The following is a 24,550-nucleotide window of genomic DNA, read 5'->3' as shown; positions in this document are numbered from 1 at the left end:
CACGACTCGCCCGTCCCTCCCACCAATCCGGAGAACGATGACATGACACCCAAGATCTCGACCCCCCTCCGCGCCATAGCCGTCATGGCCGTGCTCGGACTCGTGATGCTCGTCGGTGCCCCCGGTGCGTCAGCAGCGCCGAAGCTCGACATCGGCACCAGCGGTGAGGGTGTGAAGGAAGGCCAGAAGATCGTCGTCAAGGCGTCGGGCTTCACCCCCAAGCTCACGAACATCGGCGTCGGACAGTGCAAGGAGAAGCAGAAGGGCCCGGCCGACTGCAACGTCGCGGGCGGCGCGACGATCGTGAACGCCGACGCGAACGGCAACATCCCCGACACCACGCTCACGCTGAGCAAGGTGTTCGGCGAGGGCATCGACTGCACCAAGCAGACGTGCGTGGTCGCGGTCGCGCCGCTGCCGACCACCAACGCCGCCGACGTCGTCGCCGCCAACTCCGTCGCGATCAAGCTGACGTTCGGCTCGCCGGTCGCCCAGGCTACGGCCGCAGCCACGACGCCCGCGCCGACCGCTGCGCCCGCGCCCACGAACACGAACGACGCCAGCGCACTGCCGAAGACCGGTCCGACCGACAGCCTTCCGGTCATGCTGCTGATCGCGGGTGCGTTCGTGCTCACCGGGGCCGGTCTGATGATCGCCATGCCGAGCCGTCGCAACCGGAGGGCGGGCGCATGAGCGTACGCACGAGAGTCGCCCGACTCGCCGTGGTCGCGTCGGCGGCCACGCTCGCCGGCACGGCCCTGATGGCGGGAGCGGGGTCCGCCGCGGCCGCGGAGGGCACGCCTGCCACGGGCACCGTGGCGTTCGACTGCAAGATGCCGGCCTTCCCCACGGGAGACTTCGACTATCCGGCGCAAGTCTCTCTGGCGGGATTCCGGGCGTCTGAGGGTGCCCCTGTCGAGCTGCGCGCGACGATGAGCGACATGCCCGGCGTGTCGCCGGTCCCGCTCAACAACGCGGTGATGAAGACGACGCTGAGCGTGACGGTCGGCGGCCAGCAGGTCACGCTCGAGGGCTCCGGCAGCTCGACCGCCGCAGCGAAGGCCCCGGTGCCGGTCCCCGACGTGTCGGGCAAGGTGACCGCGGCCGAGAACGAGCTTGCTGTGAAGGTCACCGCGTTCAACTTCGTGGTCAGCGGCATCGAGGGTGTGTGCACGGCCTCCTCCGACCTGTCCACGCTCACGGTCGGTGACGGCGCCGCTCCGCCGACCACTCCGCCTCCGACGGTGCCGCCGACGACCGCGCCGACCCAGGAGCCGACGACCGAGCCGCCCGCGACCGAGCCTCCGGGCAACCCGGGCAAGCCGGCCAAGGGCAAGGTCGCGTTCAAGTGCGAGCTCAACATCGGCTCGAAGTTCGACTACAACGCCGACCTCTCCGTCTCCGGCTACCGCGCGAAGGAGGGTGACCCCGTCTCGCTGGTCGCGACCATGAGCGACCTGCCAGGCATCGCGCCGGTGCCGATCGACGGGTCGATGGACTTCTCGGTCGACCTGAGCGTCGGAGGGAAGGCGACCACCCTCAAGGCGAACAGCACGGTGAAGGTGCCGCCCAAGGCCGACGTCGCGGTCCCGAAGCTCAAGGGGACGGCCGACGCAGCGGGTGACGAGCTCGAGGTCAAGGCGTCAGGTTTCGCCTTCGACTTCCCGGCTTCGAACATCAGCGCCACGTGCGTCGGGTCGGCCACGCTGTCGAAGCTGGGCGTCAGCAGCGAGCCGCCCGACGACGACGGCGGCGACGGCGGTGACGACGGCAACGGCGGCGGCACAGGCGGCGACGCGCTGCCGAAGACCGGTCCCACCGACGGGCTTCCCGTGATCGGGCTCTGGGCGGGCGCGCTCGTCCTGCTCGGTGCCGCGGGGATCATCCTCCTGCCCCGCAGGAGTCGCGCCACCAGCTGACCGGGACCCGTCCCGGCGTCAGACGAGCGGGCTCCCCACGTACCTGTCATCGTGGGGGGCCCGCTCTTTCTTCCCTGCGGGGCGGGACCGACCCGCAGGTCGGCCCCGCCCCGCAGTGAGGTGTCAGTGTGCGGCCAGCAGCGGGTGAGCGACGTACGAACGACGCGCCACGAAGCCGGCCTCGCGCAGCCGCTCGACCGAGATCGGCACCGCGGGGGCGGTGATCTCGCCGCGGTAGGTGAGGGCCGGGAGGCCCTGCGCCGCGCTGATCGTGTCGAACAGCTCCTGGTTGGTCGGGGGCAGCTCCGGGTGCGTGAGGTTGTAGGTCCCCACGAGACGGTTCTCGACCGCGTGGACGATCGCGTCGGCCGCGTCCTCCACGGCGAGCCGGTAGAAGAGCGCGTCGGCGCAGAACGGGAGCGAGCCGCCGAGATACTGGTGGGCCATCGCGATCTTGGCCTCGACCGGCGGGTCGTCGGCCCCGAAGACGTCACCGCAGCGGAAGATCGTCGCGCGGTCGCCCGCGGCGTCGCGGTAGGTGGCCTCCATCGCGAGGAACATCGCCGGGCTCGGGTCGTCCGAGTCGGTGACAGGAGAGTCCTCCGTCACCACCTCGAGGTGGTCGGCCGCGTCGCCGAAGACCGAGAGCGCCGACAGCGCGACGAGGTGCGGTGACCCGGGGGCGCTCGTGACGTTCTCGGCGGTGGTCACGAGGATCTCGCGGTAGGTCACCGCGCGCTCCTCGGGAGTCATCGACTGCGCGGCCGACGGACCCGCGGTGACGACCACGGCGTCGGCGTCGGCGACGCGCGCGTGGACGGCGTCGCGGTCGGACCCGCGGAGCACAGCGACGTCGTCGAAGCGCTCACGGAGCCCGGCCTCCTTCGCCGGCGTGGTCGTGGTGACGGTGATGTGGTGGCCGCGCTCGCGCAGCGTCGTCGCTGCCATCGAGCCGACGAGTCCGGCACCCAGGACGAGGATCTTCACGACAGGTCTCCTTCGCGGCTCGCGTGGATCTGGTCAAGGCCCGCGCGCACCGAGACCAGCTCTTCGACGCGCTCGGCGCCGAGGAACTTCTTGGACAGCTCGTTCATCGGGTCGAGCGTGTAACCGTAGCGGCGCAGCAGGTGGTCGCGCTCACGCAGGGCGGCGCGCTCCTCTGCCGGCACGGGCGCTGCGTCGCGGACCATCTGCAGCCACGTGTCGACCCTCTGCTCGACGGCAGCGCGCAGCGTCTCGACCACGTCGTCGGTGCGGTCGGCGACGTAGGAGTTGCCGACGGGGGAGAGGAAGGCGCGCATGTACGTGCCGTGGCTGACCGACCACGTGAACCGGTCGTCGCCGCGCAGCGCGAGCCAGGAAGCATTCTCGGGCTCGTAGTAGCGCTCGAGGTAGTCGACGTCGATCGCCAGGTCGCGACGCGGCACGAAATCGCTGAAGTGGAAGATGTTGGGGATCGTCCCGAACACGAGGATGAGGTGCGGCACGTCGATGTGAGGACCGAGCCACACCTGCAGGTTCATGTCGAGGATCGACGCCTTGCGGTTGCCGATCCAGGAGTGCACGAGCCACTCCGCGCCGTTGTCCGGGTCGCCCGCGTAGGTGTTGAGCGAGCCCTCGTACGAGTCGTCGGGAGTGCTCCAGGCGGCGAGCCCCGCGCTGTTGGGGTGGGGCTGCACCGGCAGCTCCGCGGTGATCTTGTCCTTCGCCGCGGTGAGGATGTCCCAGAACGCCTGCCACAGCTCACGGCTGTCGACGTCCGGCGCCTCGGCGAGGAACTCCGGGATTGTCTTGGTCTGAGCACTGCTTGTCATAGCCGAAGCATAATGATATATCATCTACGAGTCGATACCCCTGGGAGAGCTCGCATGATCGTCGTCGTCAGCCAGGCGTGGACCAAGCCCGGCGAGGAGCACGCGCAGGCGTACATCGCCCTCTCGGGCGAGTTCGGCCGGTTCTTCAAGGACCACCCAGGCTTTCGCGGGCGCCGGCTCGTGCGGGGCCTGGAGGACCCGACCCACTTCACCCACCTGCGGTTCTTCGACACGGTCGAGGCGTACGAGGAGTGCACCAAGCACCCGGAATACGTCGCCCACACCGAGGCAATGTACGAGCACCTCCGCCCGTACGAGTCGTACCCGCGGGAGTACCTCGAGGTCGTGCTCGACGAGCCGGACCCCCGGTGACCACCTTCCTCCTCGTCCACGGGGCGTTCCGTGGCGGCTGGGCGTGGCGGCGGGTCCGCCCGTACCTGGTGGCCGCCGGGCACGACGTCTACGCGCCGAGCCTCGCCGGGGCGGGGGAGCGTGCCCCCGCGGCGGCGCAGGTCTCGGGTCTCGACGACTGGGTCGCCGAGCTCGTCGCCCTCGTCGAGATGGAGGACCTCCGTGACGTCGTGCTCGTCGGCCACAGCCAGGGCGGCGTCGTGGTCCGGGCGGTCGCCGACCGCCTCCCTGACCGGCTGCGCCGCGTCGTCTACCTGGACGCGGGGGTCCCCGACGCCGGCGAGCGGGCCGTCGACCTCACGCCCGCGCCGCCCGGCTTTGCCCTCCCGCCCCGCGACGCGCTGGTGCCGCCACGGGCACCCCAGCCCGCGGGCGACCTCGATGCCGCGACCGCCGCATGGCTGGCCGACCGCCTGACACCCACCCCGGTCGCGCCTTCCCTGGATCCTCTGACGGTCGCCGACGAGCACGGGGTGCCGGTGACGTACGTGTTCTGCGACGGGACTCCGGAGGGCTATCCCTCCCAGACCACGCGTGGGCGTCTCGACGCGCGCGGCGTCGCGTACGAGGTGATCGGTGCCGGCCACGACGCCCCGCTGACCGCGCCGGGCGTCGTGGCCGACCTCCTCATGAGGGAAGCGGCACGTCCCGCTTGACGACCTTGCCCGCCGCGTTGCGCGGGAGGGCGTCGATCGTCGACCAGCGGCGCGGGATCTTGAAGCCCGCCAAGGATTCGCGGCAGTGCTCCTCGAGCGCGGCGACGTCGAGGGTGCCACCGGCCGCCGGCACGACGACGGCGACGACCTCCTCGCCCCACTTCTCCGACGGCGCTCCGAGCACGCATGCCTCGACGACGTCGGGGTGCGTCGCGAGGACGTCCTCGATCTCGCGCGGGTAGATGTTCACCCCGCCCGAGACGATCATGTCCTTCGTCCGACCGACGATGTGGACGTAGCCCTCGTCGTCGAGGCGTACGAGGTCGCCGCAGGTGACGAACCCGTCCTCGGTCGTGCAGGCGGTGGTCGCCGCATCGTCCTTGTAGTAGCCGCGCATGAGGTACGGGGAGCGGCTGTAGAGCTCGCCCGTGCCGCCGTTGCCGACCTCGTTGCCCTCGGTGTCGAGCACCCGGATCTCGGTCATGTACCACGGCTGCCCGACGGAGCCCGGCTTGCGTGAGGCGTCGACGGGGCGCAGGTTCGTGATGATCCCGCTCTCCGTCGACCCGTACAGCTCGTGCACGTCCACGCCCGGGAACGTCGACATGACCCACTGCTTGAGCTCCCACGGCAGCGCGGCCGCGTTGAAGTACAGCGTGTCCAGCCGCGACAGGTCGTACGAGGCGATCGTCTCCTCACCGAGCGCGCGCAGCATCTGCGCGTGCGCGGGCACGAGGAAGACCGACTGGACGCCGTGGCGGGAGGCGAGCTCGAGCATCGTGGTGGGGGACCACGCGCGCAGCATCACGACCGTGCCGCCGGTGAAGACAGGTGCGTACCCGAACGCGAACCCTGCCCCGTGGTAGAGCGGCGCGACCGCGAGCGACACCCGGCCGTTGCCCAGGCCCCACTCCGCCGCGGCCTGGTAGAACGTCAGCGCCCGCGACCGGTGGCTGATCATCACGCCCTTCGGGCGGCCGGTCGTCCCCGACGTGTAGGCGATGCAGAAGGGGTCGCTCTCGTCGACCTGCCGCTGCGGGTCGACGTCCGACGCGGCGCCGATCAGCGTGTCGTAGTCCCGCACACGGTCGTCCTGGTCGGCGGTGTCGAGGTCGATCGCGACGACCGGCAGACCGTGCTCGGCGGCCGCCGGTCCGACGACGTCGAGCAGGGCGGCATCGGCGACGACGGCCCGGGCACCTGAGTGCTCGATCACGTACGACGCCTCGACCGGCGTGTAGCGCGGGTTCACCGGGACCATCGTCATGGCGGCCATCGCGGTCCCGCAGGCGATCTCGAGGTGCTCGAGCCGGTTGCCGACGCACACCGCGACGTGGGCGCCGTCGGGGAGGTCGAGCGCGATCAGCGCGTTGGCCCAGCGGGCCGCGCGGCCCGCCAGGTCGGCGTACGTCAGCGACCGCTCGCCGTCGATGACGGCGGTCGCGGCGGGGGTGGCGCGAGCGAACTCCCGCACGCCGTTGGCGATGTTCAGCGGGGCTCCGACGGCAGTAAGGGTCATGTCGGTCTCCTTGTTCGAGACAATGGACTCGTAGGGCGGGGTTGGAAGGTGGCGGCGCGGCGGATGTTGCTCTCCACCCGGCTTCGTGAGAGAACGGTTCTCGCCGGTGCCGCGCGCGCCGGACGAGTCGTTGACGTAGAGGAGAATCCGTGTCCCCGAGGACCAGAACGGCGGCGCACGAGTCCGCCGACGGCGGCAGCGCCACCATCGCCACCGTCGAGCGGGCCGCCGACGTGCTCCTGCTGTTCACCGAGACCCCGGGACCCGATCTCGGCGTGACCGAGATCGCCGACGCCCTTGGGCTCTCCAAGGCGGCGGTGCACCGCGTGCTGGCCTCGCTGCGCAGCCGCGACCTCGTCGCTCTCGACGAACGCACCCGGCGCTACTCGCTGGGTGTTGCCTCGATGCGCCTCGGGCTGACCTACCTCGACCGGATCGACGTCCGTGGCGCGGCCCGGCCGTACCTCGAGGAGCTCTCGGCGCGTACGGACGAGACGGCGACGCTCTCGATCCGGCTGGGCGAGCGCAGCCGCATCTACGTCGACCAGGTGACGCCCGACCGGGAGGTCATCATGGCCGTCACCCTCGGTGAGCCGTACCCGCTGCACGCCGGAGCGTCCTCGCGGGCCTTTCTCGCGTTCCTCCCCGAGGACGACGTGAACGCCTACCTCGATGGAGGCAGTCTGGACGCGCTGACGCCGCACACGGTCGTCGACGTCGCGACCCTGCGCGAGGACCTCGCCACCGTCCGCTCCCAGGGCTGGGCGCGCTCGTACGGCGAGCGGATGGACGGTGCCGCCTCGGTCGCCGCCCCCGTGCTCGGGCACGACGGCGTGCCCGTGGCGGTCGTGAGCGTCTGCGGGCCCGCGGAGCGGTTCGCCCGCGCGGCCGACGACTGCCGTGACGCCCTGCTCGACACGACGGCGACCCTGTCGCGTCGGTTCGGCTGGGACGGCTGACGCAGGTCCGTCAGGGCAGTCGGCGGCCACGGTCGGAGCCCGTCAGGCCGTCGGCCGCGCGAGGTAGCGGCCGCCGCCCGTCGCGGTGACCACGCCGTCGGTCATCACCTGACGTCCCCGGACGAAGGTGTCGGTGACCTTGGCGGTCAGCTCGGCGCCCTCGAAAGGCGTGTACTCCTGCGAGGACTCCGAGTCCTCCGCGCGCACGGTCCACGTCGCGTCCATGTCGACGACCGCGAGGTCCGCGTCCTTGCCGACCTCGATCGCGCCCTTTGTCGCACCCAGGCCGTAGCGCTGCGCCGGGTTCGTCGCAGTGAGCTCGGCGATCCGGGCGAGCGCGAGGCCTCGCTTGCGGCCCTCGCTGATCATGCCCGCGAGGAGGTACTCCGCCCCTCCGAAGCCGGACTTCGCGAGGAACACGTCGTCGCGGTCGGCGCCGAACTTCTGCTCGTCGCGGCAGCAGGCGTGGTCGCTCACGACCCAGTCGACGGTGCCGTCGAGGACGTGTTGCCACAGGGCCTCGACGTCCTCGCGGGGCCGCAGCGGCGGGTTGACCTTGCCGCCGACGCCGTGGGCGGTGTCGCAGTCGGCCAGCAGGTGGCCGACCGTGACCTCGCGCCGGAAGTCGACGTGCGGGAACGCCTCGGCCATCCGCAGCGACGCGTCGACCGCCTTGCGCGAGGTCAGGTGGAGCAGGTTGATCGTCGGGAGACCGGTCTCGTGCGCGAGGTACGAGGCGATGGTGACCGCCAGGCCCTCGGAGTGCGGCGGGCGGGACGCGCTGTAGGCGGGCAGACCGGTGAGCGAGCCGTCCTCCTCGACGAGCTTGGTGTAGGCGCTCATGATCTCGGCGGTCTCGCAGTGCAGCGAGAGCGAGATCTGGTCGGCGATCTCGGGGTGCTGCTCACGAGCCGCCTGGACCCCCCGCATGACGAACTCGAAGTGCGCGTAGTCGTAGCGCTCGCCCTCCGGCGTCATGAGGAACGCGCGCTGGTCGTCCGAGCGGCCGTGCAGCCCGTGGCTGCCGTAGAACATGAAGATCTTGAACGAGGTGACACCGTGCTCCTTGACCAGCGCCGGGATCTCGTCGATGTGGCCACGCGACATCGGGGCGAGGTGGAAGGCGTAGTCCACGACGGACTGGTTCTCGGTCTGGGCCAGCACCTCGGGGAAGAAGTCCGCGTACGCGCCGCCGCGGTTGAGGTAGTACTGCCCGGTCCGCATGTAGTTGAGCGCCGTGGTGACGCCGCCCTGCGCGCAGGCGCGGCTCTCGCTGGCGGCGTCGACCGACAGCGGGTTGTAGATGCCCCAGTGCTGGTGCGCGTCGACGACGCCGGGGAAGACCGTCTTGCCGGTGGCGTCGACGAGATCCACGCCGGGCTCGACCGGGAGGTCGGGGGCGAGGACGGCGATCCGGCCGTCCTTGATCCCGATGTCGACCTGCTGCGGCAGGTCCGAGCCGGCGACGACGACGTCGGCGTTCTTGATGATCAGGTCGAGGTCGCTCATGCGGACTCCTCCTCGGTGGTGGGGGTGGGGGTGGACAGGGTGGTGAGCGGGCGGAGCAGGTCGTCGACGCGCGGGCGCGTCTCGAGCGACTCCACCTCGCGGCGTACGGTGTCGGCGTCGGCGTCGCTGACCCGGCCGGCGACGTTGTCGCGGAACTTCCTCGCGAGCTCGTCGTCGCTCAGCGGTCGCTGCGGTCCGCCACGGTTGGTGAGGACCTCCTCGACGAGGACCTCGCCCGTGGTCGTCCGCAGGGTGACGACCGCGGGGAACTGGTGCGGGTAGACGGCGTCGCAGCGGGCGTCGGGGACGACGTCGACCTTGGCCATCAGGGCACGCCGGACCGGGTCTTGGGCGAGCGCGTCGGTGTAGTCGTCGAGGCTCGTCCCGAGGCCGCCTCCGCCGAGCAGTCCGGCGACGACGGCGTACGGCCCGCTGAACTGGGCCTGGTAGCCGGTCTCGGGAGCCCGCTTGGTCTCCAGCGGGGCACCGATGGTCCGGATCACCGCGGTCGGGGCGCCGATGGTGATCGACTCGACGTCCTCCGGCCGCACGCCGCGCGCCCGCAGCGCGAGCCCGGCGTCGACGGAGGTGTGCGTGAAGTGGTTGGCCGGGTAGGGCTTGAAGAAGATGTCCGGGACCGCCCAGGTCTTGCCGAGGCCCTCGGTGACCGCCTCGGGGAAGAAGCGCCCGTGGAGCCACGCCTCGAAGAACCCGAACCTGCCCTCCAGCACGGTGGGCGGCCCGGTGAACCCGCGGCGTACGAGCTGGGCGGCGGTCACGCCCGCCTGCGCGGCGAGGCCGCAGTGGAGGCGCTTGACCGTGCCGCCCGTGCGGTTGGCCTCGATGATGCCCGACGCCATCGACGCGGTGAGGCCGAGCGCGTCGAGCACACCGCGCTCGTCGGCGCCGTAGAGGAGCGACGCGGCCACGGCGCTGCCCATCGCCCCTGTGATCGAGGTCGCGTGCTGCCCGTGCTCGAAGAAGACCGAGTTGCCGAGCTCCTGGTCGTACCCGGCCATGCCGAGACGGACCGCGACCTCGAGCCCGACCGCGATCGCCCGCACGGTCAGCGCGCCGTCCGCGCCGGCGTGCTCGGCGGCGGCCAACGCTGCCGGGACGACGCTCGCGCTCGGGTGCAGCACCGACGGGAGGTGCGTGTCGTCGTAGTCGAGGGAGTGGGCGAGCACGCCGTTGGCCAGTGCCGCCTGCGCCGCCGTCACCCGATCGGGTACACCGACGATGGTCGCCTGCGGGTGCCCGCCCTGGTCGAGGACGTGACCGACGATCGCCGCGCTCGTGTCGAGGCGGTGCGCGGCGACGCAGAGGCCCAGCACGTCGAGCACGCGCTGGCGGGTGCTGGCCGCGACGTCGTCGGGCACGCCGTCTCGGGCGGCGTCGGCCGCGAAGGACGCGAGCTGCGCGCCGAGGGTCGTCTCATTCACCGGCGACCACCGCCAGCGGACGCACGGGGGAGCCGGTCGCGCCGTAGAACGCCAGGGGCGAGAGCACGAACACGAACTCGTGGAGGCGGTCGGCGGCGAGCGCCTCGAGGTCCATCGTCTCGACGATGTAGACGCCGTTCTCGACGAGCAGGACGCGGTGCGCGGGCAGCGTCGCGTGGCCCGAACCCGGGGGCAGGCACTCGAAGGCGATCGTGTCGGCGCCGACGGCGTGGACACCCTGGTCGACGAGCCACTGCGCACCCGCCGCCCCGACTCCCGGGACGCCGGAGTCGTGCCCGACGAAGGCCGTCTTGTCGCCGGCGTCGAAGTGCTGGCCCCAGCCGCTGCGGACCAGGGCGACGTCACCGCGCTCGATCGCGGTGCCCTGCTGCTCGACCGTGCGCTCGAGGTCGGCGACGGTGATCTCGTAGCCCGGGTCGAGGCGGCCGGTGCCGAGCGCGGCGGGCACGTCCAGCAGGACGCCGCGGCGGACCATCGGCTCGATCGTGTGGGCGCCGAGCTCCACGTACCGCCCGCCGGCGAGCGCGTCGGCCACGTCCAGGTCGCCGTACAGCTTGCCGTCCTGGGAGACGTGCGCGAGCGCGTCGATGTGCGTGCCGACGTGGGTGCCCATCGAGATCATGTCGTTGGCCGCCGAGCCCCCGTCAGTACGGACCATGTCGCCGTGACGACGGGGGAGGGCGTGCCAGTACGCCGGGTGGTTGGGCGACTGCGGCATGCCGACCGTGAGCATCCGACCGAGGTCGACGACGCGGACCCCGGCGCGCACGGCGTCGAGGAGGGCGGCGGTGGGAGCTGTCGAGAGCGTGGTCATCGGTTCTTCTTTCGGTTCGGCCACGTCAGCAGACGACGGAGCGGGTACGAAGGTCGTCGATCAGGTCCGGCTCGAGCCCGAGCTCGGCGAGGAGGGCGTCGGTGTCGGCACCTCGGTCGCGTCCGGTGAACCGGATGCGACCCGGCGTCTCGGACATCCGCCACATCACGTTGTGCTGGAGCACCGGCCCGAGGTCGTCGTCGTCGACCTCCACGAGCATCTGGGTCTCGCGGACGTGCGGGTCCTCGGCGAGGTCCCGAGCCGTGTAGACGGGAGCGACCGCCGCGCCGGCGTCGGTGAAGGCCGCGACGACCTCGTCGCGCGTGCGCGCGCCGATCCAGTCGCCGACGTACCCGTCCAGCAGGTCGGCGTGGCGCGCGCGGCTGTGGCCCGCGGCGAACCACGGTTCGTCGATCACCTCGGGGTGCCCGACGAGCTGCATGACGCGCTCGGCGATCGCCTGGGCGCTCGTGGAGATGGCGACCCAGTGGTCGTCCTTCGTCCGGTAGGTGTTGCGAGGCGCGTTGTTGTGCGAGCGGTTGCCGTTGCGGGTGCCGACCTTGCCCAGCTGCTGGAAGACGGTGGGTCCAGGGCCGACCGCGGTCATGATCGGCTCGAGCAGGCTCATGTCGATGACCTGGCCACGGCCGTCGCGCTCACGGGCGAGCAGCGCCATCGCGACCGCGGAGGAGGCGGCGATGCCGCAGATCGAGTCCGCGAGCCCGAAGGCGGGCAGGGTCGGGGGGCCGTCCGGCTGCCCGGTGAGGTGGGCGAACCCGCTCATCGCCTCGGCGAGGGTGCCGAACCCGGCCCGCGCGGCGTACGGGCCCTGCTGGCCGAAGCCGGTGATGCGGACGAGGACGAGGCCGGGGTTGATCTCGTGCAGGCGCTCGGGGGAGAGGCCCCACCGCTCGAGCGTGCCGGGACGGAAGTTCTCCACGACGACGTCGGCGGTGGCGACGAGGCGCTCGAAGACGGCCGCGCCTTCGGGAGCGGAGAGGCTGAGCCCGAGCGTGCGCTTGTTGCGGGAGATCTCCTTCCACCACAGCGGCACGCCGTCCTTGCTCTCCCCGTGGCCGCGCATGCTGTCACCGGCGACGGGGTGCTCGATCTTGACCACCTCCGCGCCGAAGTCGCCGAGGATCTGGCAGCAGAGAGGTCCGGCGAGGATCGTCGAGGCGTCGATCACGCGCACGCCCGTGAGGGGCCCGTCAGGCATCGCTGCGGGGTCGGGGCGGAGGTCGGACTGGTCACGTTCCATTGTGCGAAACACCATTCCGGAATCGTAGGTGTCGGGCGCTGTCGTGGTCAACGCATTGGTGATCTCTGCGTTGACGGCGCGCCGAGTGGCGGGCTAGCGTGCCGTGAAACGCCGTTCCAGATTTGGGAGCCCGCACGTGATCGCTCGCTCGTACCTGTACGTCCCCGGCAACGCGCCCGACAAGCTCGCGAAGGTGCTGGGCAGGGGTGCGGACGCCGTGATCGTGGACCTCGAGGACGCGGTGCCCTGGGCGTCGAAGGACGAGGCGCGCGCGACCGTCGCCGCGTGGCTGCAGGCGCTCGGCGGCCAGACCGAGGGCGTCGAGATCTGGGTACGGGTCAACCCCGGACCGCTCGGGGTCGAGGACGTCGCCGCCGTCGTCGCGCCCGCTCTGCGCGGCGTGATGGTCGCGAAGACGGAGTCCCGAGCCGACCTCGACGCCATCGACGACGCGCTCGGCAAGGCCGAGGCGCGCGAAGGCCTCGACGCGGGATCCGTCGGCGTCGTCCCGTTGCTGGAGTCGGCGTCGGCGGTCCTGGAGGCGCGCGCGATCGCCGCGGCCCCGCGGGTCGTCCGCCTCCAGGTGGGCGAGGCCGACCTGGCCGCCGACCTGGGGCTCGGGGAAGACGTCGACGACGCCGACTGGGCCCCGATCCGGAGCCAGGTCGTGCTGGTCAGCGCCGCGGCCGGGATCAGCGCTCCGGTCGCGCCGGTCTCGACCGACTTCCGCGACCTGGAGCGCTTTGCCGCGTCGACGCGTGCGCTGGCGCGGCGCGGCTACGTCGGGCGTGCCTGCATCCACCCCGCGCAGGTCGGGGTCGTGAACGACGTCTTCACGCCCTCGGAGGACTCCCTCGCCCGAGCACGCGCACTCGTCGAGGTGTTCGACCAGGCCGTCGCTGAGGGGCGCGGCGTGGTCGTCGGACCCGACGGACGCATGGTGGACGAGGCCGTCGTCCGCCGCGCGCGCAGCGTCATCGCGCTCGCGCGCTGACGCCGCGAGGGACGCAGCGCGGTCCTGAGGTGCCCCCCGGTGACACCTCAGGACCGCGCTCACGTACGGGCGGGTCATCCGACGACGGTCTCGCCGCTGACGAGGGACTTGGCGACGACCGTACGGAGGATGTCGTTGGTGCCCTCGCCGATGCTCATGAGGATGGCGTCGCGGTAGAGGCGCTCGACCTCGAACTCGGTGGAGTAGCCGTAGCCCCCGTGGACCTTCATCGCGTCGATCGCCGCCTGCAGCGCCACCTCCGAGCAGAAGATCTTGGCCATGCCGGTGGCGCCGTCGGCGCGGCCGTTGCGGACCGCGTCGGCCGCCCAGTACGCCATCAGACGCGCGGCCTGCACCTGTGTGCCAAGCTCGCCGAGCTTGAGCTGGATCGCCTGGAAGTCGGCGATGGGCTTGCCGAACGCCTTGCGCTGCTGGGCGTACGCGAGCGCCTCGTCGTGGGCGCGCTGGGCGATCCCGACCGACCGGGCGGCGATGTTGACGCGCCCCCACTCGAGTGCGGAGAGCACCTGCTGCATGCCGCGGCCCTCGACGCCGCCGACGAGCTGCGAGACCGGGACGCGGACGTCGTCGAGGAGGATCTCGCAGGACTCGGTGCCCTTGTAGCCGAGCTTGGGGATGTCCTTCGTGACCGTGTAGCCGGGGGTGCCGGCCTCGATGAGCAGGACGCTCATCCCCTTGTGGGCGGGGGAGGCGGTCGGGTCGGTCTTGACCAGGACCGGCAGCGGATCGGCGTACCGGGCGTTGGTGATCCACATCTTCGCGCCGTTGACGACGTAGTGGTCGCCGTCGAGGCGGGCGGTGGTCCGGATGCCCTGGAGGTCGGTGCCGGCGTCGGGCTCGGTGAGCCCGATGCCGGTGCGGCGCTTGCCGGTCGCGAGGTCGGGGAGGTACGTCGACTTCTGCTCCTCGGTGCCGTGCATGGCGATCAGCCGGCACGCGAGCGAGTGGCTGCCGAGAATGCCCGCGATGCCCATCCAGCCGCGGGCGATCTCCTCGAACACGAGCGCGAACGAGACGGGGTCGAGGTCGAGGCCGCCATACTCCTCGGGGACGGTGATCCCGAAGAGCCCCATGTCCTTCATGCCGTCGACGATCTCGGTCGGGTAGCGGCCCGCCTGCTCCCAGTCGCGCGCCACCGGCACGATCTCGTTGTCGACGAACTGGCGCAGCAGCGCCTTGAACTCACGCTGGTCCTCGTCGAGCGCGAACTTCATCGGGACTCCTCGGTCGGGTCGGTGGGAAGGAAGAAGGGCAGAGCGCGGCCGTCAGGGAGGTCGGCCCAGGCGACGCCCACGGCGTCACCGATCGACCACGCCTCGGGGTCGTGGCGTCCCTCGAGGCGGCTGAGCAGCAGGACGCCCTCGTCGAGGCGGACGCGGGCCACCACGTACGGGACGGCGAGGTCAGGACGCGGAGCGCGGTGGACGACCGTGTACGCGTCGACGACCCCGCGGCCCGGGCTCGCCGCCTGCGAGAGCGCCTCGGTCGCCCCGCACGAGGTGCAGAGCGCCCGGGGAGGGTGCTGACGGTGCCCGCAGGCGCACGTCTGGACGGTGAGGCGGTGCTCGCGCGTCGCGTCCCAGAAGTCAGCGGTGACCTCGTCGGCGGGCGGCACGTCGCCGGGGACCCAGTCGGTGCTCATCGGTCTGCTCCCAAGACGACGGTGGCGTGGGTGGAGAGGATGCCGCCCGTGCCGTGGGCGACGGCGATCTCGGCGCCGTCCACCTGGCGGTCCCCGCACTCGCCGCGCAGCTGGCGCACGGCCTCGACGAGCAGGAGGACCCCGTACTGGCCGGGGTGGCAGTACGACAGGCCACCGCCGTTGGTGTTCAGCGGCAGGCTGCCGCCAGGTCGGATTGCGCCGTCGGCGATGAGGTCGAGCACCTCGCCCTCGCCGCAGAACCCGAGCGCCTCGACCGAGAGCGCGGCGGTGATCGTGAACGAGTCGTACACCTCGAGGACGTCGACGTCGGCAGGCGTGATCCCGGCGCGGGCGAACGCGTCCGCGCCCGAGGCTGCCGCGCCAGGAACGGTCAGGTCGTCGACCGCGGTGAACGACGTGTTGGTGGTCCGCTCGCCGTACCCGAGGACGTGGACCGGCTTCTGGCGCAGGTCGCGCGCCCGCTCGGCGGACGTGAGGACGACGGCGCCCCCACCGTCGGTGACCAGGCAGCAGTCGGCCGCGGCCAGGGGCGAGGAGATCATGGGGGACCCGACGACGTCCTCGACGCTCAGCGAGCCCTTCCCGTAGCGGAACGCCTTCGGGTTGAGCAGCGCCCACTCCCGGGCGGCGATCGCGACCTCGGCGAGCTGCTCGCGGGTGCCGCCGTACCGGTGGAGGTAGGCGCGCGCCGCCATCGCGTAGTACGACAGCGGGTAGAGCGGGTCGTACGGCTCCTCGAACTGCGCCTCGGGCACCCACGGCTCGTGGACGCCACCCAGCCGGCGCGACTTCGCCGAGCGCTGGTTGGAGGCGAACGAGATCACGACGACCTCGCACTGCCCGGCCTCGATCGCCTGGGCGGCGCGCGCGACGAACATCTCGTACGCGGACCCGCCCGCGAAGGTCGAGTCCGTCCAGCGCGGGACGACGCCGAGGTAGTCCGCGAGCTGCGAGGCCGAGAACCGCGAGACCCCCGTGGTCGCGATCCCGTCCACGTCGGCGAGCGTCAGGCCTGCGTCGGCCAGCGCCCGCGTGACCGCCTGGGTCTGCAGGCCGAGGATCGACCGGTCGGTGACGCCCAGGTCGCACTCGGCCGCGCCGACGATCGCGACGCCGCTCACGAGCCTGCGCTCCCGAGCAGGACCCGCGCGCTCGCCGGCTTCACGGCGTAGCGGTCCTCCGCGCCGTCGGCACCGAGGATCGTCACGCTCAGGTCGACCTCGACGGCGTCGTCGCTGACGGCGCTCACCTCGCCCTCGCAGCGGATCGTCTCTCCGGCGAACATCAGGTTGCGGAACGAGAACTCCAGCGTCGCCACGAAGCAGTCGGGGCCGAGCCAGTCCTGCAGCATCTCGACGAGGTACGCGCCGAACACCTGCCCGTCGACGACCGGGCCCGGCAGCCGCTTCTCCGCCACGTACGCGGGGTCGTAGTGGAGGCGGTGCCAGTCCCAGGTGGCGCCGGCGTAGGCGACCATGTCGGTCAGGGTGACCGTGCGCTCCAGCGGCGGCACCTTCGTGCCGACGGCCGGGGGAGTGGTGGGGGTCATGCGGCGCCTCCGAGGGCGATGAAGATGAGCGTCTCGGTGTTCTCGGCCAGCAGGTCGCCGTCCTGGTTCGTGTACGTCGCCCGGGAGCCGACCACGAGCATGTCCGCGCCCGCGCGGTTGGTCTTCTCCGTCGCGCTGGTGATCTCCCAGGTCGCGGTGACGACGTCGTCGGGGCGCACGCGGCGGTGGAACACGTAACGGTTGCCGCCGCGGACCTGACGGGTGCCGGGGAGGTGGAGCCCCCACGTGTGACCCGCGTAGCCCTCCGCGTCCGCGGGCAGCCCGGCGTACTGGTTGGTCTCGCAGATCAGCGTCGGCGGGAGCGTCACGCCGGGCAGACCGTGCTCGCGCGCGTACGCGTCGTCGGTGTAGAGCGGGTTGTCGTCGCCGACCGCGAGCGCGAAGTAGCGGCCCGCGGCGGCGCCCATCGCCTCCGGCGCGGTGTAGACGCGCGTGGTGCCGACCAGGGCCTTGATCTCCTCGGTGAGCAGTCCCATCTCACTCGCCCGCAGGGCTGTGCTCTTCAGGGAAGAGCGCGGTGGGGAACACCTCGAGGAGGAACTCGGGCCGCAGCAGGTCCGCGCACATGGCGCCGGTGGAGGCGGGCCACGGCGGCGACAGCAGGCGCTCGCGCACGTCCGCGACGACCTTGTAGCGCGGCAGCTCGCGCGCCACGCAGAACTCGACCGTCCGGACGAGGTCCTTCGCCTCGAGCCCCGCGTACGTGAGCAGGTGCAGGATGGCCCCGTACGTCGCCTCGGCCTGGGCCTCGAGGTCGTCGGGGAAGAGTGCCTCCTGCGTCTCCATGTCCAGCGCGGCGAAGCCGGACATGAACAGCGTCCGCCCGGCCCGCACGCCGGGCGCGTACGTCAGCGTGTCGTAGCGCGACCATCCGGGGTTGACGAGCTCCAGCGGGTGCCGCGACGCGGTGACGTCGATCGCGACCAGCTGACCGGGCTGGTGCAGGCGGCTCATGAGGATGCCGCCGGCGCCGGGGTAGACCCCCGCGCCGCCGAGCAGGTCTTTCCGTACGTGGTGGGTCTTGCGGTAGACCGTGCGGGTCTGCGGAGTCGAGTAGTCGTACGTGGTGACGGCGTTGTCGAGCGACAGCCCGGCGCGGCGGAGCAGGACGTCGGCCTGCTCGAGGCAGTAGCGGTACTGAGCGACGAAGTCGCCGGGCGCGACGAGGTCGCCGGTGGCGTCGATCGGGACCATCGTCGGCAGGTGGACGGTGCCGTCGTGCCCTTCCACCACGGGGGAGGCCGCCCAGACGCCGGCGTCGCGGGCCTCGCTGGCGGCGAGCACCTTGCCGCCTCCCGAGGACGCCCGCACCTCGATCTCGAGCAGCGCAGCCGAGCGCACCAGCCGCTCGACGACGACGGTGGTGACCGTCGGCTCGTGCCCGAGCACCTCGCGGCGCACCGCGACGGCCTCCTCGTACGACGCGAGCCCGGCGATCGTGACGTTCTCCGTCACGTGGGTGATGTCGGCAGGCGTGAGGCCGGCGGCCTCGACGAGGCGGAGCACCTTCTCGTACGCGGTGCGGGCCTGGTCGGTCATCGAGCCCGACACCGTCATCTTGCCGACCGACGCGTCGAGCGCGGCGGCGGTGTGGCCTGAGGTCCAGGCGTGGCCCTCCTCGGTCAGGCCGAGGCTGAACGTGAACCCGTCGGCGGGCAGCCAACCGAAGTCGTCGGGGCGGATCGCGGACACGGTCATGCGGTGGCCTCCTGAGGGCGCGGTGCGGTGCTGGGCGGAACGGATGAGGCGGCAGCGGCTGCCGCGTCGAGCAGTGTGCCGAGGCCGGGTGCGTCGGGGAGAGCGCGGACGGCGGCGGCGAGCGCGGGGGCGTGCGGGCCGACGTTGCCGAGCAGCTTGGCATCGAGCGCAACGTCGTCGAGGGGAGCGGCCGCCGTGCCCGGGCTGGCGTCGACGTGGCCGGCGACCCGCGAGCCGTCGTCGAGGACGAGCAGGACCTCGCCGGCGGCGTCCGCTGCCACGGTCTGCGGGGCGGAGTCGACCTCCCAGGTGAGGCGGGCAGCGAGGTCGCGGACGTCGGCACGGTCCAGCGCCGCCGCCTCGTACGTGTCGGTGCCGACGCGGCCGTCGACCAGCAGGGCGGCGACGCTCCACGGCAGGGAGAACTTGGCCGCGTACGGACTGGCCGGGCGGGTGAGGTCACGGTCGGTGGCGCAGACGACGCTCGCTGAGTCGGGGTGGACCCACGCGTGCACCGCACGCACCTCTGCAGCGGAGACGCCGGCGCGCTGCAGCGCGTCCTGCGCCGCTGCCATCGTCACGTGCGCCAGCTGGCAGGTCGGCCACGGCTTGATGCCGATCGCGGTGGTCTGCCACTGCTCGCCGAGGCCTTCGAGGATCGTCGAGGTGTCGACGGGGCCGTCGGCGAGCGCGTCGTAGACCCCGTGGGGCCCGTCGAACACGGTGGCCGGTCCCGTGGCCCCCGCGGCCGCGAGCCGCGCCGCAAGGATCCCGGACTGCGACGCGAGGCCGGGGTGCAGCTGCTTGGTGCTCGCACCGGTGCCGAGGAACGCGAGCAGGCCGCCCGCCTGCGAGCCGGCGATCCCGAGCGCGTGCGTCGTGGTCGCCGCGTCGAGACCGGTCAGACGGGCGGTGACCGCTGCGGAGGCGAAGACGCCTGCGACCATCGTGGCGTGCAGGCCGCGTCGGTGGAAGCCGTGCGGCGCGGCGGCTGCGACGCGGCACGCCACCTCATACCCGACCACTGCCGCGTCGAGGACCTCGCGTCCGCTCGCCCCGACCTGCTCGCCGACCGCGAGCGCCGCCGGCAGCACGACGGCGGTGGCGTGCACGAGGCCGCCCGCGTGGGTGTCGTCGAAGTCCAGGGCGTGGACGAGCGTGCCGTTGGCGAGCGCCGCGGCGGGTGCCCCGAGCCGCGACGACGAGCCGAGGACCGTCGCCTCCGCCGGGCCGCCGAGCCCGCGCGCGACCGCCAGGGCGGGCAGCGCGGCGTCGAGCCGCACCGCGGCGACGGCGGTGCCGCAGCCGTCGAGGAGGTGCCGCAGGGCGGCCTCGTCGACGGCTGCCGGGATCTCGAGGTCACCGGTGACCCACGAGGCGAGCGACGGGGCGATCATCGGCTCAGCCCTCCGACGGCGCCGGCCCGAACGCGCCGTCCGCGGCGAGCTTGGCGACCTGCTCGGCGTCGTACCCCGCGACCTCGCGGAGGACGTGGTCGGCGTCCTCGTTGCGGCGCGGCGCGCGGCGGTACGTCGGCGGCTCGGAGCCCACGCGCACGGGCGAGGCAACCTGCCGCACCGCCCCGTAGCGCGGGTGCTCGGTCTCGACGACCAGGTTGCGGGCCAGGGTGTGCTCCTCGCGCAGCGCCTGCGGGACGTCGTTGATCGGTCCGCACGGGATGGACGCGGGGTAGAGGACCTCGAGCCACTCCGCGACCGTACGGGTCAGGAAGATCTCCTCCAGCTGGGCGAGCAGCTCCTGGCTGCGCTCCTGACGACCCGCGAAGCTCCCGTACGGCGAGCCCTCCTCGGCCCACTCGGGGTGCCCGACGACGACGGCGAGGCGCGCCCAGAACTTCTCCTTGGCGCACCCGACGACCAGCCAGCCGTCGGAGGCCTCGAACGCCTGGAAGGGCACGAGGGACGGGTGCGCCGAGTGCCGCGTACGGGTGGGGGTGAAACCGGCGTTGAGGTGCCACGTCGCCGGATAGGTCAGCATCGCGATCGCGGTGTCGTACAGGCTCACGTCGCAGTCCATGCCGACGCCGTCGCGCCGGGCCGCGTGCAGACCGGCGAGAAGGGAGATCGCCGCGACGTACCCGCCGGAGAAGTCGACGAGCGACAGGCCGGACTTCGTCGGCGGGCCGTCGGGCTCGCCGGTGAGGTCCATCCAGCCGGCGAGCCCCTGGAGGATGTAGTCGTAACCGGGCTCCTTGCTGCGCGGGCCCGTCATCCCGAAGCCGGTGAGCGAGCAGCAGACGATCGCCGGGTTGAGGTGCTTGAGGTCGTCGTAGGTGATCCCGATCTTCGCCGGCACGTCCCCGCGCAGGTTGGAGTAGACCGCGTCGGCGTTCTTGACCAGCTCTTCGAAGACCGCCCGACCCGCCGGGGTCGTCAGGTCCAGCGAGAGGCTCCGCTTGTTGCGGTTGAACGTCTCGAAGAACAGCGAGTCCTCGTCCTCGGCGTACGGGGGGACGTAGCGGCCGACGTCGCCGCCCACGCGCGGGTCCTCGATCTTGATGACCTCGGCGCCGAGGTCGGCGAGGTGGACGCTGCCGAACGGCCCGGCGCCGTACTGCTCGACGGCGATGACGCGGACGTCCTCCAACGGCTTCATGCGGTACCTCCGGCGAGCTCGGCGATGAGCGTGATGATCTGGTCCTGCGCGGCGCGCGTCTCCGCGGGCGTGATGCCGTGGGTCGGCGGGCTCAGCTTGACCGCGTCGGCCAGGCCCTCGTACGCCTCGAGCTGGGAGGCGACCCGGGCGACGTCGCCGTTGAGCGTGAGCGCATCGACCATCTCCGGGTCGACGGACTCGGCGAGGTAGTCCGCGCCGTTGCCCGCCCGGAAGGCGTCGATGACCCGCTGCTGCTGCTCGGCGAGACCGTGGAACGCGAAGAACTCCGCGTACGTCCGCACGCTGGCGTAGAAGCCGACCGTGCCCGCCACGCGGCGGGTCGCGGTCGCGGCGTCGTCGGCGACCGAGCAGCAGGCCGAGACGACGACGTCGACGTCGCCGCGCTCTCGGCCTGCTGCCTCGATCCCGGCCTGGAGCTCGGGCAGGATGCGCTTCTCCAGGTACGACGGCGAGCACAGCTCATGGCTGATCCAGCCGTCGCCGATCCGGCCGGCCAGGCGGGTCATCGCCGGGCCCATGGCCGCCAGGTAGACGGGGATGTCCTGACGGAGTACGGGGTACGGGCGCTCGTACCCGCGGATGCGCATCGGCTCCCACTCGCCCTCGGCTTCGATGGGCTCGCCCGTCGTCGCCTTCTCCCAGAACAACCGGATGTTGCGGACGGTCTCGCGGAGGTGTCCGACCGGCTTGCCCCAGCGGGCGTGGTGCCAGTCCTCGTTGAGCCGCTGGACGCCCGTGCCGAGACCCAGCACGAAACGTCCGCCCGACAGCTCGTCCAGGTCGAGCGCCTCGAGGGCGGTGACCATCGGGCTGCGGGTGAAGGCGAGCGCGATCGCGGTGCCGATCCGGGCGCTGGAGGTCGCCTGGATCAGCGCCGCGGCGCTCACCGTGGCGCTGCGGTGCAGCTCGGGCACCCACAGCACCTCGGCGCCTGCGCGCTCCGCGCGGCGAGCGACGTCGCCGAGCTCGTCGAGCGTCTCGCCCCACGGCGCGTACGTGATGCGCACGACCTCACACGCCCTCGGCGGTGAAGGGGCGCTTGCCCTCGGGGAACGTGCCCTCGACCTGCTCGGCGCCGCGGCGGTACACGTAGAAGGTGCGCTTGAACGAGCACACCTCGTCACCGTGCTGGTTGAGGGTGCGGGTGCGGACGGTGACGATCCCGGCGTGCGGCCGGCTGGCGGACTCCCGCTTCTCCAGCACGAGCGACTCGCTGAACAGCGTGTCGCCGGCGAACACCGGGTGCGTCATCCGGATCTCGTCCCAGCCGAGGTTGGCGAACGCGTTCTGCGTGATGTCGGTGACGCTCTGACCGACGGCGATCGCGACCGTCAGCGTCGACACGACCAGGGGCTTCTCGAACTCCGAGCGCGCGGCGTACTCGGTGTTGAAGTGCATCTGGTTCGTGTTCATCGTCAGCAGCGAGAACCACGTGTTGTCGTTCTCCGTCACCGTGCGCCCGAGCGGGTGCTGGTAGACGTCGCCGATCTCGAAGTCCTCGAAGAACCGGCCGGTCCACCCTTGCTTGACGGTCATGTCTCTCCTTGTCTTTCTTCAGGCTCTGCGTTCTCAGAAGGCGGTCGAGCCCGGCTTGATGACGCCGAGGACCGCGGCGAGGAGCACGAAGCCCCAGATCGCGAAGACGTACGGCTCGCAGCCGCGCAACGAGGAGCGCAGGTCGCGCTCGACCTCGGGTGTCGACCCGGTCGCCATGAGACGGCCGAAGGCGGGCCCGAACGAGCGCAGCTTCCACCGGATGAGGACACCGGCGAGGATGCAGAGGGCGTACGCGGCGAGCTTCGCGCCGAGCCACTTCGGGTTGGTGTCGACGCCGAACGGCTCGGCGACCACCATTGTGTACGCGCCGACCGCCAGCAGCGCGGCACCCAGGCCGTACCGCACGACGAGGTCGAGACGCTGCACGACCTGGCCGAAGCGCGTCGTCGTGTCGCGGAAGTAGTCGTAGACCGCGATCGCGAGCCACACCAGACCCGCCACCCACGTGAGGGCGAGAAGCGGCCCGTTGACGAAGAACTCGTCGCCGAGCGGACCCCACGCCATCAACGTGATCCCGCTGGGCAGGAAGAGCACGAGACAGATCCGCGGTGCGAGGTCGACCCCGTGCATGATCTTCAGTGCCGTCGCCCGCGACTGCGGAGCGAGGTCCTCTCGCAGGATGTAGCGGCTGGAGTAGAAGACGCCGAGGTCCCCGCCGAGCCAGTACGCGAACAGGAGGACGTGCAGGAGGATCGCGACGCTGTAGCCGTTGAACCCGTGGACGGCCTCGACGGCGAGCAGGGACTCGCTCACATCCCGTCTCCGTCCCAGCGCCCGCGCGAGCGGCTGCGCACGGGCAGGCTCGAGAGGATCGGAGCGGGGATCGGGTCGCCCTTCTTCCACGGACGGCCGGCACCCCAGTTGTGGGCCTGCTCGTCGGTGCGCTCGTCGGCGTGCTCGGTCGCCTTGCCGGCCCAGCCCCAGTCGAGGTTGATGACCTCGCGCTCGTGGGTGTGCTCGTGGTCGTGACCGTCGTGGTCGTGGCTGTGCTCGTGACCCTCGTGGTCGTGGTCGTGGTCGTGGTCGTGGTCGTGGCTGTGGCCGTGACCGTCGTGCCCGCCCTGCAGGTTGTAGGCGTCCATGGCCTTGGCGATCGCGATCGCCGACTTGTCCACGCCGGAGCCGTGGTGCTCGACCGGCGCGTTGTGCTGACCCTGGTCGATCTGGAACTGCCAGGACGCGCGCAGCTGGCGCATGTCCTCCTCGGTCCGCCACGGCTGGGCCATGTCGTGCGTCGAGTGCGACCAGCGCGCCGGCGGGTGCGGCTCCTCCTCGAGGCCCTCGGGCCCGTAGTTGACGCCGTCGCCTCCCCAGCGGACCCACTCGTTCTGGGTGTACCAGTTCGCGAGCTCGCCGTCGGAGCGCAGCAGCCAGGTGGCGCCGCCCTCCATCGTGGTGAAGTGGCCGTGCTTCACACGCGCCGGGCGGAAGAAGTACGTGCCGAGGTCGAGGGTGCCGAAGTTGTACTCCATGTGGCCCTGCGTCGTGTACGCCTCCTCGTAGCAGGGGTGGTGCGCCAGGCGGTGGTCCGCCCAGCCTTCCTGCGCGTGCACGAGGCGGGTGTAGAAGCCGGTCGTCGGGTCGACGTGGAGGTACTTGATGAACAGGCCCGGCATCGGCCCGGGGTTGGGGACCGCGTCCCACTGCATCGCCTCGGAGTCGATGACGATGACGTCCTCGCGGGCGTCGTCCCAGCGCTGCGCGCCGGCGAGCGCGTCGACGGCGTCGAAGCCCGCGTCGCCGTACTCGCGGTAGTGGAGGATCTTCGTCCCCTCGGCGATCTTGAGGTAGTCGTTCGGCACGCCCTTGGGCGCGTAGACGTAGCCGCCCTTGCCGATCTTGCGGCCGCCGTAGTCGATCTCGCCCTCGAGCACGTAGTACTCGGTGTTCGCGTGGTGGATGCCAGGACCGCGACCCCAGTCGGTGTGGAAGTCGATGCGCAGCGACGAGGAGCCGTCCTCCTCGTCCACCGAGAGCCGGCGCTCGCTCGCGCGCCCCTCGCCGCCGGGCAGCTCTGCGGCGTGCCAGACGTAGTCGTCTTCCTGGATGAGCTCGACGTGGGGTCGCACGTTGCCTCCTCGATCA

The 24,550-nt window shown here is 71.8% G+C and carries 25 protein-coding genes; 6 read left to right on the top strand and 19 right to left on the bottom strand.

All coding sequences use genetic code 11. The features are described 5' to 3' along the window. Positions 1-42 precede the first annotated feature (42 nt). Together NYZ95_RS04330 and NYZ95_RS04325 are read left to right on the top strand one after the other, a co-directional pair. Complete coding sequence (locus NYZ95_RS04330; protein WP_262849071.1) at positions 43-693, top strand: neocarzinostatin apoprotein domain-containing protein; 651 nt, start codon at positions 43-45, stop codon at positions 691-693. After that, the gene (locus NYZ95_RS04325; RefSeq protein WP_262849069.1) at positions 690-1,919 is read left to right on the top strand and encodes a hypothetical protein; all 1,230 of its coding nucleotides are present in this window, start codon (positions 690-692) and stop codon (positions 1,917-1,919) included. The genes NYZ95_RS04330 and NYZ95_RS04325 overlap by 4 nt, the downstream gene beginning before the upstream one ends. 123 nt (positions 1,920-2,042) lie before the next feature. Here the strand turns inward: NYZ95_RS04325 and NYZ95_RS04320 are convergent, their stop codons facing one another. Together NYZ95_RS04320 and NYZ95_RS04315 are read right to left on the bottom strand one after the other, a co-directional pair. Further along, positions 2,043-2,906 (bottom strand): NAD-dependent epimerase/dehydratase family protein, encoded by an 864-nt coding sequence (locus NYZ95_RS04320; RefSeq protein ID WP_262849067.1) that lies wholly within the window; start codon positions 2,904-2,906, stop codon positions 2,043-2,045. Further along, the gene (locus NYZ95_RS04315) at positions 2,903-3,733 is read right to left on the bottom strand and encodes a hypothetical protein (RefSeq protein WP_262849065.1); all 831 of its coding nucleotides are present in this window, start codon (positions 3,731-3,733) and stop codon (positions 2,903-2,905) included. Before NYZ95_RS04315 ends, NYZ95_RS04320 begins: the two co-directional genes overlap by 4 nt. A gap of 54 nt (positions 3,734-3,787) precedes the next feature. Between NYZ95_RS04315 and NYZ95_RS04310 the strand changes: the two genes are divergently transcribed. Together NYZ95_RS04310 and NYZ95_RS04305 are read left to right on the top strand one after the other, a co-directional pair. After that, entirely contained in the window at positions 3,788-4,105 is a 318-nt protein-coding gene (locus NYZ95_RS04310) for an antibiotic biosynthesis monooxygenase family protein (protein WP_262849062.1), read from the top strand. Further along, a complete protein-coding gene (locus NYZ95_RS04305; RefSeq protein ID WP_262849060.1) occupies positions 4,102-4,800 on the top strand; it encodes an alpha/beta fold hydrolase in 699 nt (232 codons plus the stop codon). Before NYZ95_RS04310 ends, NYZ95_RS04305 begins: the two co-directional genes overlap by 4 nt. Here the strand turns inward: NYZ95_RS04305 and NYZ95_RS04300 are convergent. Further along, the gene (locus NYZ95_RS04300; RefSeq protein ID WP_262849057.1) at positions 4,772-6,319 is read right to left on the bottom strand and encodes a class I adenylate-forming enzyme family protein; all 1,548 of its coding nucleotides are present in this window, start codon (positions 6,317-6,319) and stop codon (positions 4,772-4,774) included. The genes NYZ95_RS04305 and NYZ95_RS04300 overlap by 29 nt on opposite strands. A gap of 149 nt (positions 6,320-6,468) precedes the next feature. Between NYZ95_RS04300 and NYZ95_RS20305 the strand changes: the two genes are divergently transcribed. Beyond that, positions 6,469-7,278, top strand: coding sequence for an IclR family transcriptional regulator (locus tag NYZ95_RS20305; RefSeq protein ID WP_262849055.1), 810 nt, complete (start codon positions 6,469-6,471; stop codon positions 7,276-7,278). 42 nt (positions 7,279-7,320) lie between these two features. Here the strand turns inward: NYZ95_RS20305 and NYZ95_RS04290 are convergent, their stop codons facing one another. The 4 genes from NYZ95_RS04290 to NYZ95_RS04275 are packed head-to-tail and all read right to left on the bottom strand — an operon-like array spanning position 7,321 to position 12,340. After that, entirely contained in the window at positions 7,321-8,787 is a 1,467-nt protein-coding gene (locus NYZ95_RS04290; protein WP_262849052.1) for a dihydroorotase, read from the bottom strand. After that, on the bottom strand, positions 8,784-10,229 hold the full coding sequence (locus NYZ95_RS04285; protein ID WP_262849050.1) for an MmgE/PrpD family protein: 1,446 nt from the start codon (positions 10,227-10,229) through the stop codon (positions 8,784-8,786). Before NYZ95_RS04285 ends, NYZ95_RS04290 begins: the two co-directional genes overlap by 4 nt. After that, positions 10,222-11,064, bottom strand: a complete 843-nt coding sequence (locus tag NYZ95_RS04280; RefSeq protein WP_262849048.1) for a cyclase family protein — start codon at positions 11,062-11,064, stop codon at positions 10,222-10,224. The genes NYZ95_RS04285 and NYZ95_RS04280 overlap by 8 nt, the downstream gene beginning before the upstream one ends. 25 nt (positions 11,065-11,089) lie before the next feature. After that, positions 11,090-12,340 carry a CaiB/BaiF CoA transferase family protein gene (locus NYZ95_RS04275; protein WP_308212221.1) on the bottom strand — a complete coding sequence of 417 codons (1,251 nt, stop codon included), beginning with the start codon at positions 12,338-12,340 and terminating at the stop codon, positions 11,090-11,092. A 121-nt stretch (positions 12,341-12,461) separates the two neighbouring features. Between NYZ95_RS04275 and NYZ95_RS04270 the strand changes: the two genes are divergently transcribed. Next, positions 12,462-13,319: an HpcH/HpaI aldolase/citrate lyase family protein gene (locus NYZ95_RS04270; protein ID WP_262849046.1), complete on the top strand. Its 858-nt coding sequence runs from the start codon at positions 12,462-12,464 to the stop codon at positions 13,317-13,319. Positions 13,320-13,393: 74 nt separating this feature from the next. On the opposite strand, the gene NYZ95_RS04265 is transcribed toward NYZ95_RS04270, so the two are convergent. Genes NYZ95_RS04265 through NYZ95_RS04210 form a run of 12 tightly spaced genes read right to left on the bottom strand, consistent with a single transcriptional unit; the run spans position 13,394 to position 24,534 of the window. Continuing rightward, positions 13,394-14,554, bottom strand: coding sequence for an acyl-CoA dehydrogenase family protein (locus NYZ95_RS04265; RefSeq protein ID WP_262849043.1), 1,161 nt, complete (start codon positions 14,552-14,554; stop codon positions 13,394-13,396). Next, positions 14,551-14,982, bottom strand: coding sequence for a Zn-ribbon domain-containing OB-fold protein (locus NYZ95_RS04260; protein ID WP_262849041.1), 432 nt, complete (start codon positions 14,980-14,982; stop codon positions 14,551-14,553). Before NYZ95_RS04260 ends, NYZ95_RS04265 begins: the two co-directional genes overlap by 4 nt. Beyond that, complete coding sequence (locus NYZ95_RS04255; protein ID WP_262849039.1) at positions 14,979-16,124, bottom strand: acetyl-CoA acetyltransferase; 1,146 nt, start codon at positions 16,122-16,124, stop codon at positions 14,979-14,981. Before NYZ95_RS04255 ends, NYZ95_RS04260 begins: the two co-directional genes overlap by 4 nt. Then, the gene (locus NYZ95_RS04250) at positions 16,121-16,552 is read right to left on the bottom strand and encodes a MaoC family dehydratase (RefSeq protein WP_262849037.1); all 432 of its coding nucleotides are present in this window, start codon (positions 16,550-16,552) and stop codon (positions 16,121-16,123) included. The genes NYZ95_RS04255 and NYZ95_RS04250 overlap by 4 nt, the downstream gene beginning before the upstream one ends. After that, positions 16,549-17,049 (bottom strand): MaoC family dehydratase, encoded by a 501-nt coding sequence (locus tag NYZ95_RS04245; protein WP_262849035.1) that lies wholly within the window; start codon positions 17,047-17,049, stop codon positions 16,549-16,551. The genes NYZ95_RS04250 and NYZ95_RS04245 overlap by 4 nt, the downstream gene beginning before the upstream one ends. A gap of 1 nt (position 17,050) precedes the next feature. Next, positions 17,051-18,271 (bottom strand): RidA family protein, encoded by a 1,221-nt coding sequence (locus NYZ95_RS04240; protein WP_262849033.1) that lies wholly within the window; start codon positions 18,269-18,271, stop codon positions 17,051-17,053. Then, positions 18,268-19,668, bottom strand: a complete 1,401-nt coding sequence (locus NYZ95_RS04235) for an MmgE/PrpD family protein (RefSeq protein ID WP_262849029.1) — start codon at positions 19,666-19,668, stop codon at positions 18,268-18,270. The genes NYZ95_RS04240 and NYZ95_RS04235 overlap by 4 nt, the downstream gene beginning before the upstream one ends. 4 nt (positions 19,669-19,672) lie before the next feature. Then, positions 19,673-20,887 carry a CaiB/BaiF CoA transferase family protein gene (locus tag NYZ95_RS04230; RefSeq protein ID WP_262849027.1) on the bottom strand — a complete coding sequence of 405 codons (1,215 nt, stop codon included), beginning with the start codon at positions 20,885-20,887 and terminating at the stop codon, positions 19,673-19,675. After that, positions 20,884-21,915 carry an LLM class flavin-dependent oxidoreductase gene (locus tag NYZ95_RS04225; RefSeq protein ID WP_262849025.1) on the bottom strand — a complete coding sequence of 344 codons (1,032 nt, stop codon included), beginning with the start codon at positions 21,913-21,915 and terminating at the stop codon, positions 20,884-20,886. Before NYZ95_RS04225 ends, NYZ95_RS04230 begins: the two co-directional genes overlap by 4 nt. A gap of 4 nt (positions 21,916-21,919) precedes the next feature. Continuing rightward, positions 21,920-22,444, bottom strand: coding sequence for a MaoC family dehydratase (locus NYZ95_RS04220; RefSeq protein ID WP_262849022.1), 525 nt, complete (start codon positions 22,442-22,444; stop codon positions 21,920-21,922). Positions 22,445-22,477: 33 nt separating this feature from the next. Beyond that, on the bottom strand, positions 22,478-23,218 hold the full coding sequence (locus tag NYZ95_RS04215; protein ID WP_262849020.1) for a hypothetical protein: 741 nt from the start codon (positions 23,216-23,218) through the stop codon (positions 22,478-22,480). Beyond that, complete coding sequence (locus NYZ95_RS04210) at positions 23,215-24,534, bottom strand: DUF4437 domain-containing protein (protein ID WP_262849017.1); 1,320 nt, start codon at positions 24,532-24,534, stop codon at positions 23,215-23,217. Before NYZ95_RS04210 ends, NYZ95_RS04215 begins: the two co-directional genes overlap by 4 nt. Between the last annotated feature and the right edge of the window lie 16 nt (positions 24,535-24,550).

This window comes from Mumia quercus (assembly GCF_025506335.1).
In the GTDB taxonomy this organism is placed as follows: domain Bacteria; phylum Actinomycetota; class Actinomycetes; order Propionibacteriales; family Nocardioidaceae; genus Mumia; species Mumia quercus.
This window is presented reverse-complemented; position numbering and strand designations above follow the sequence as displayed.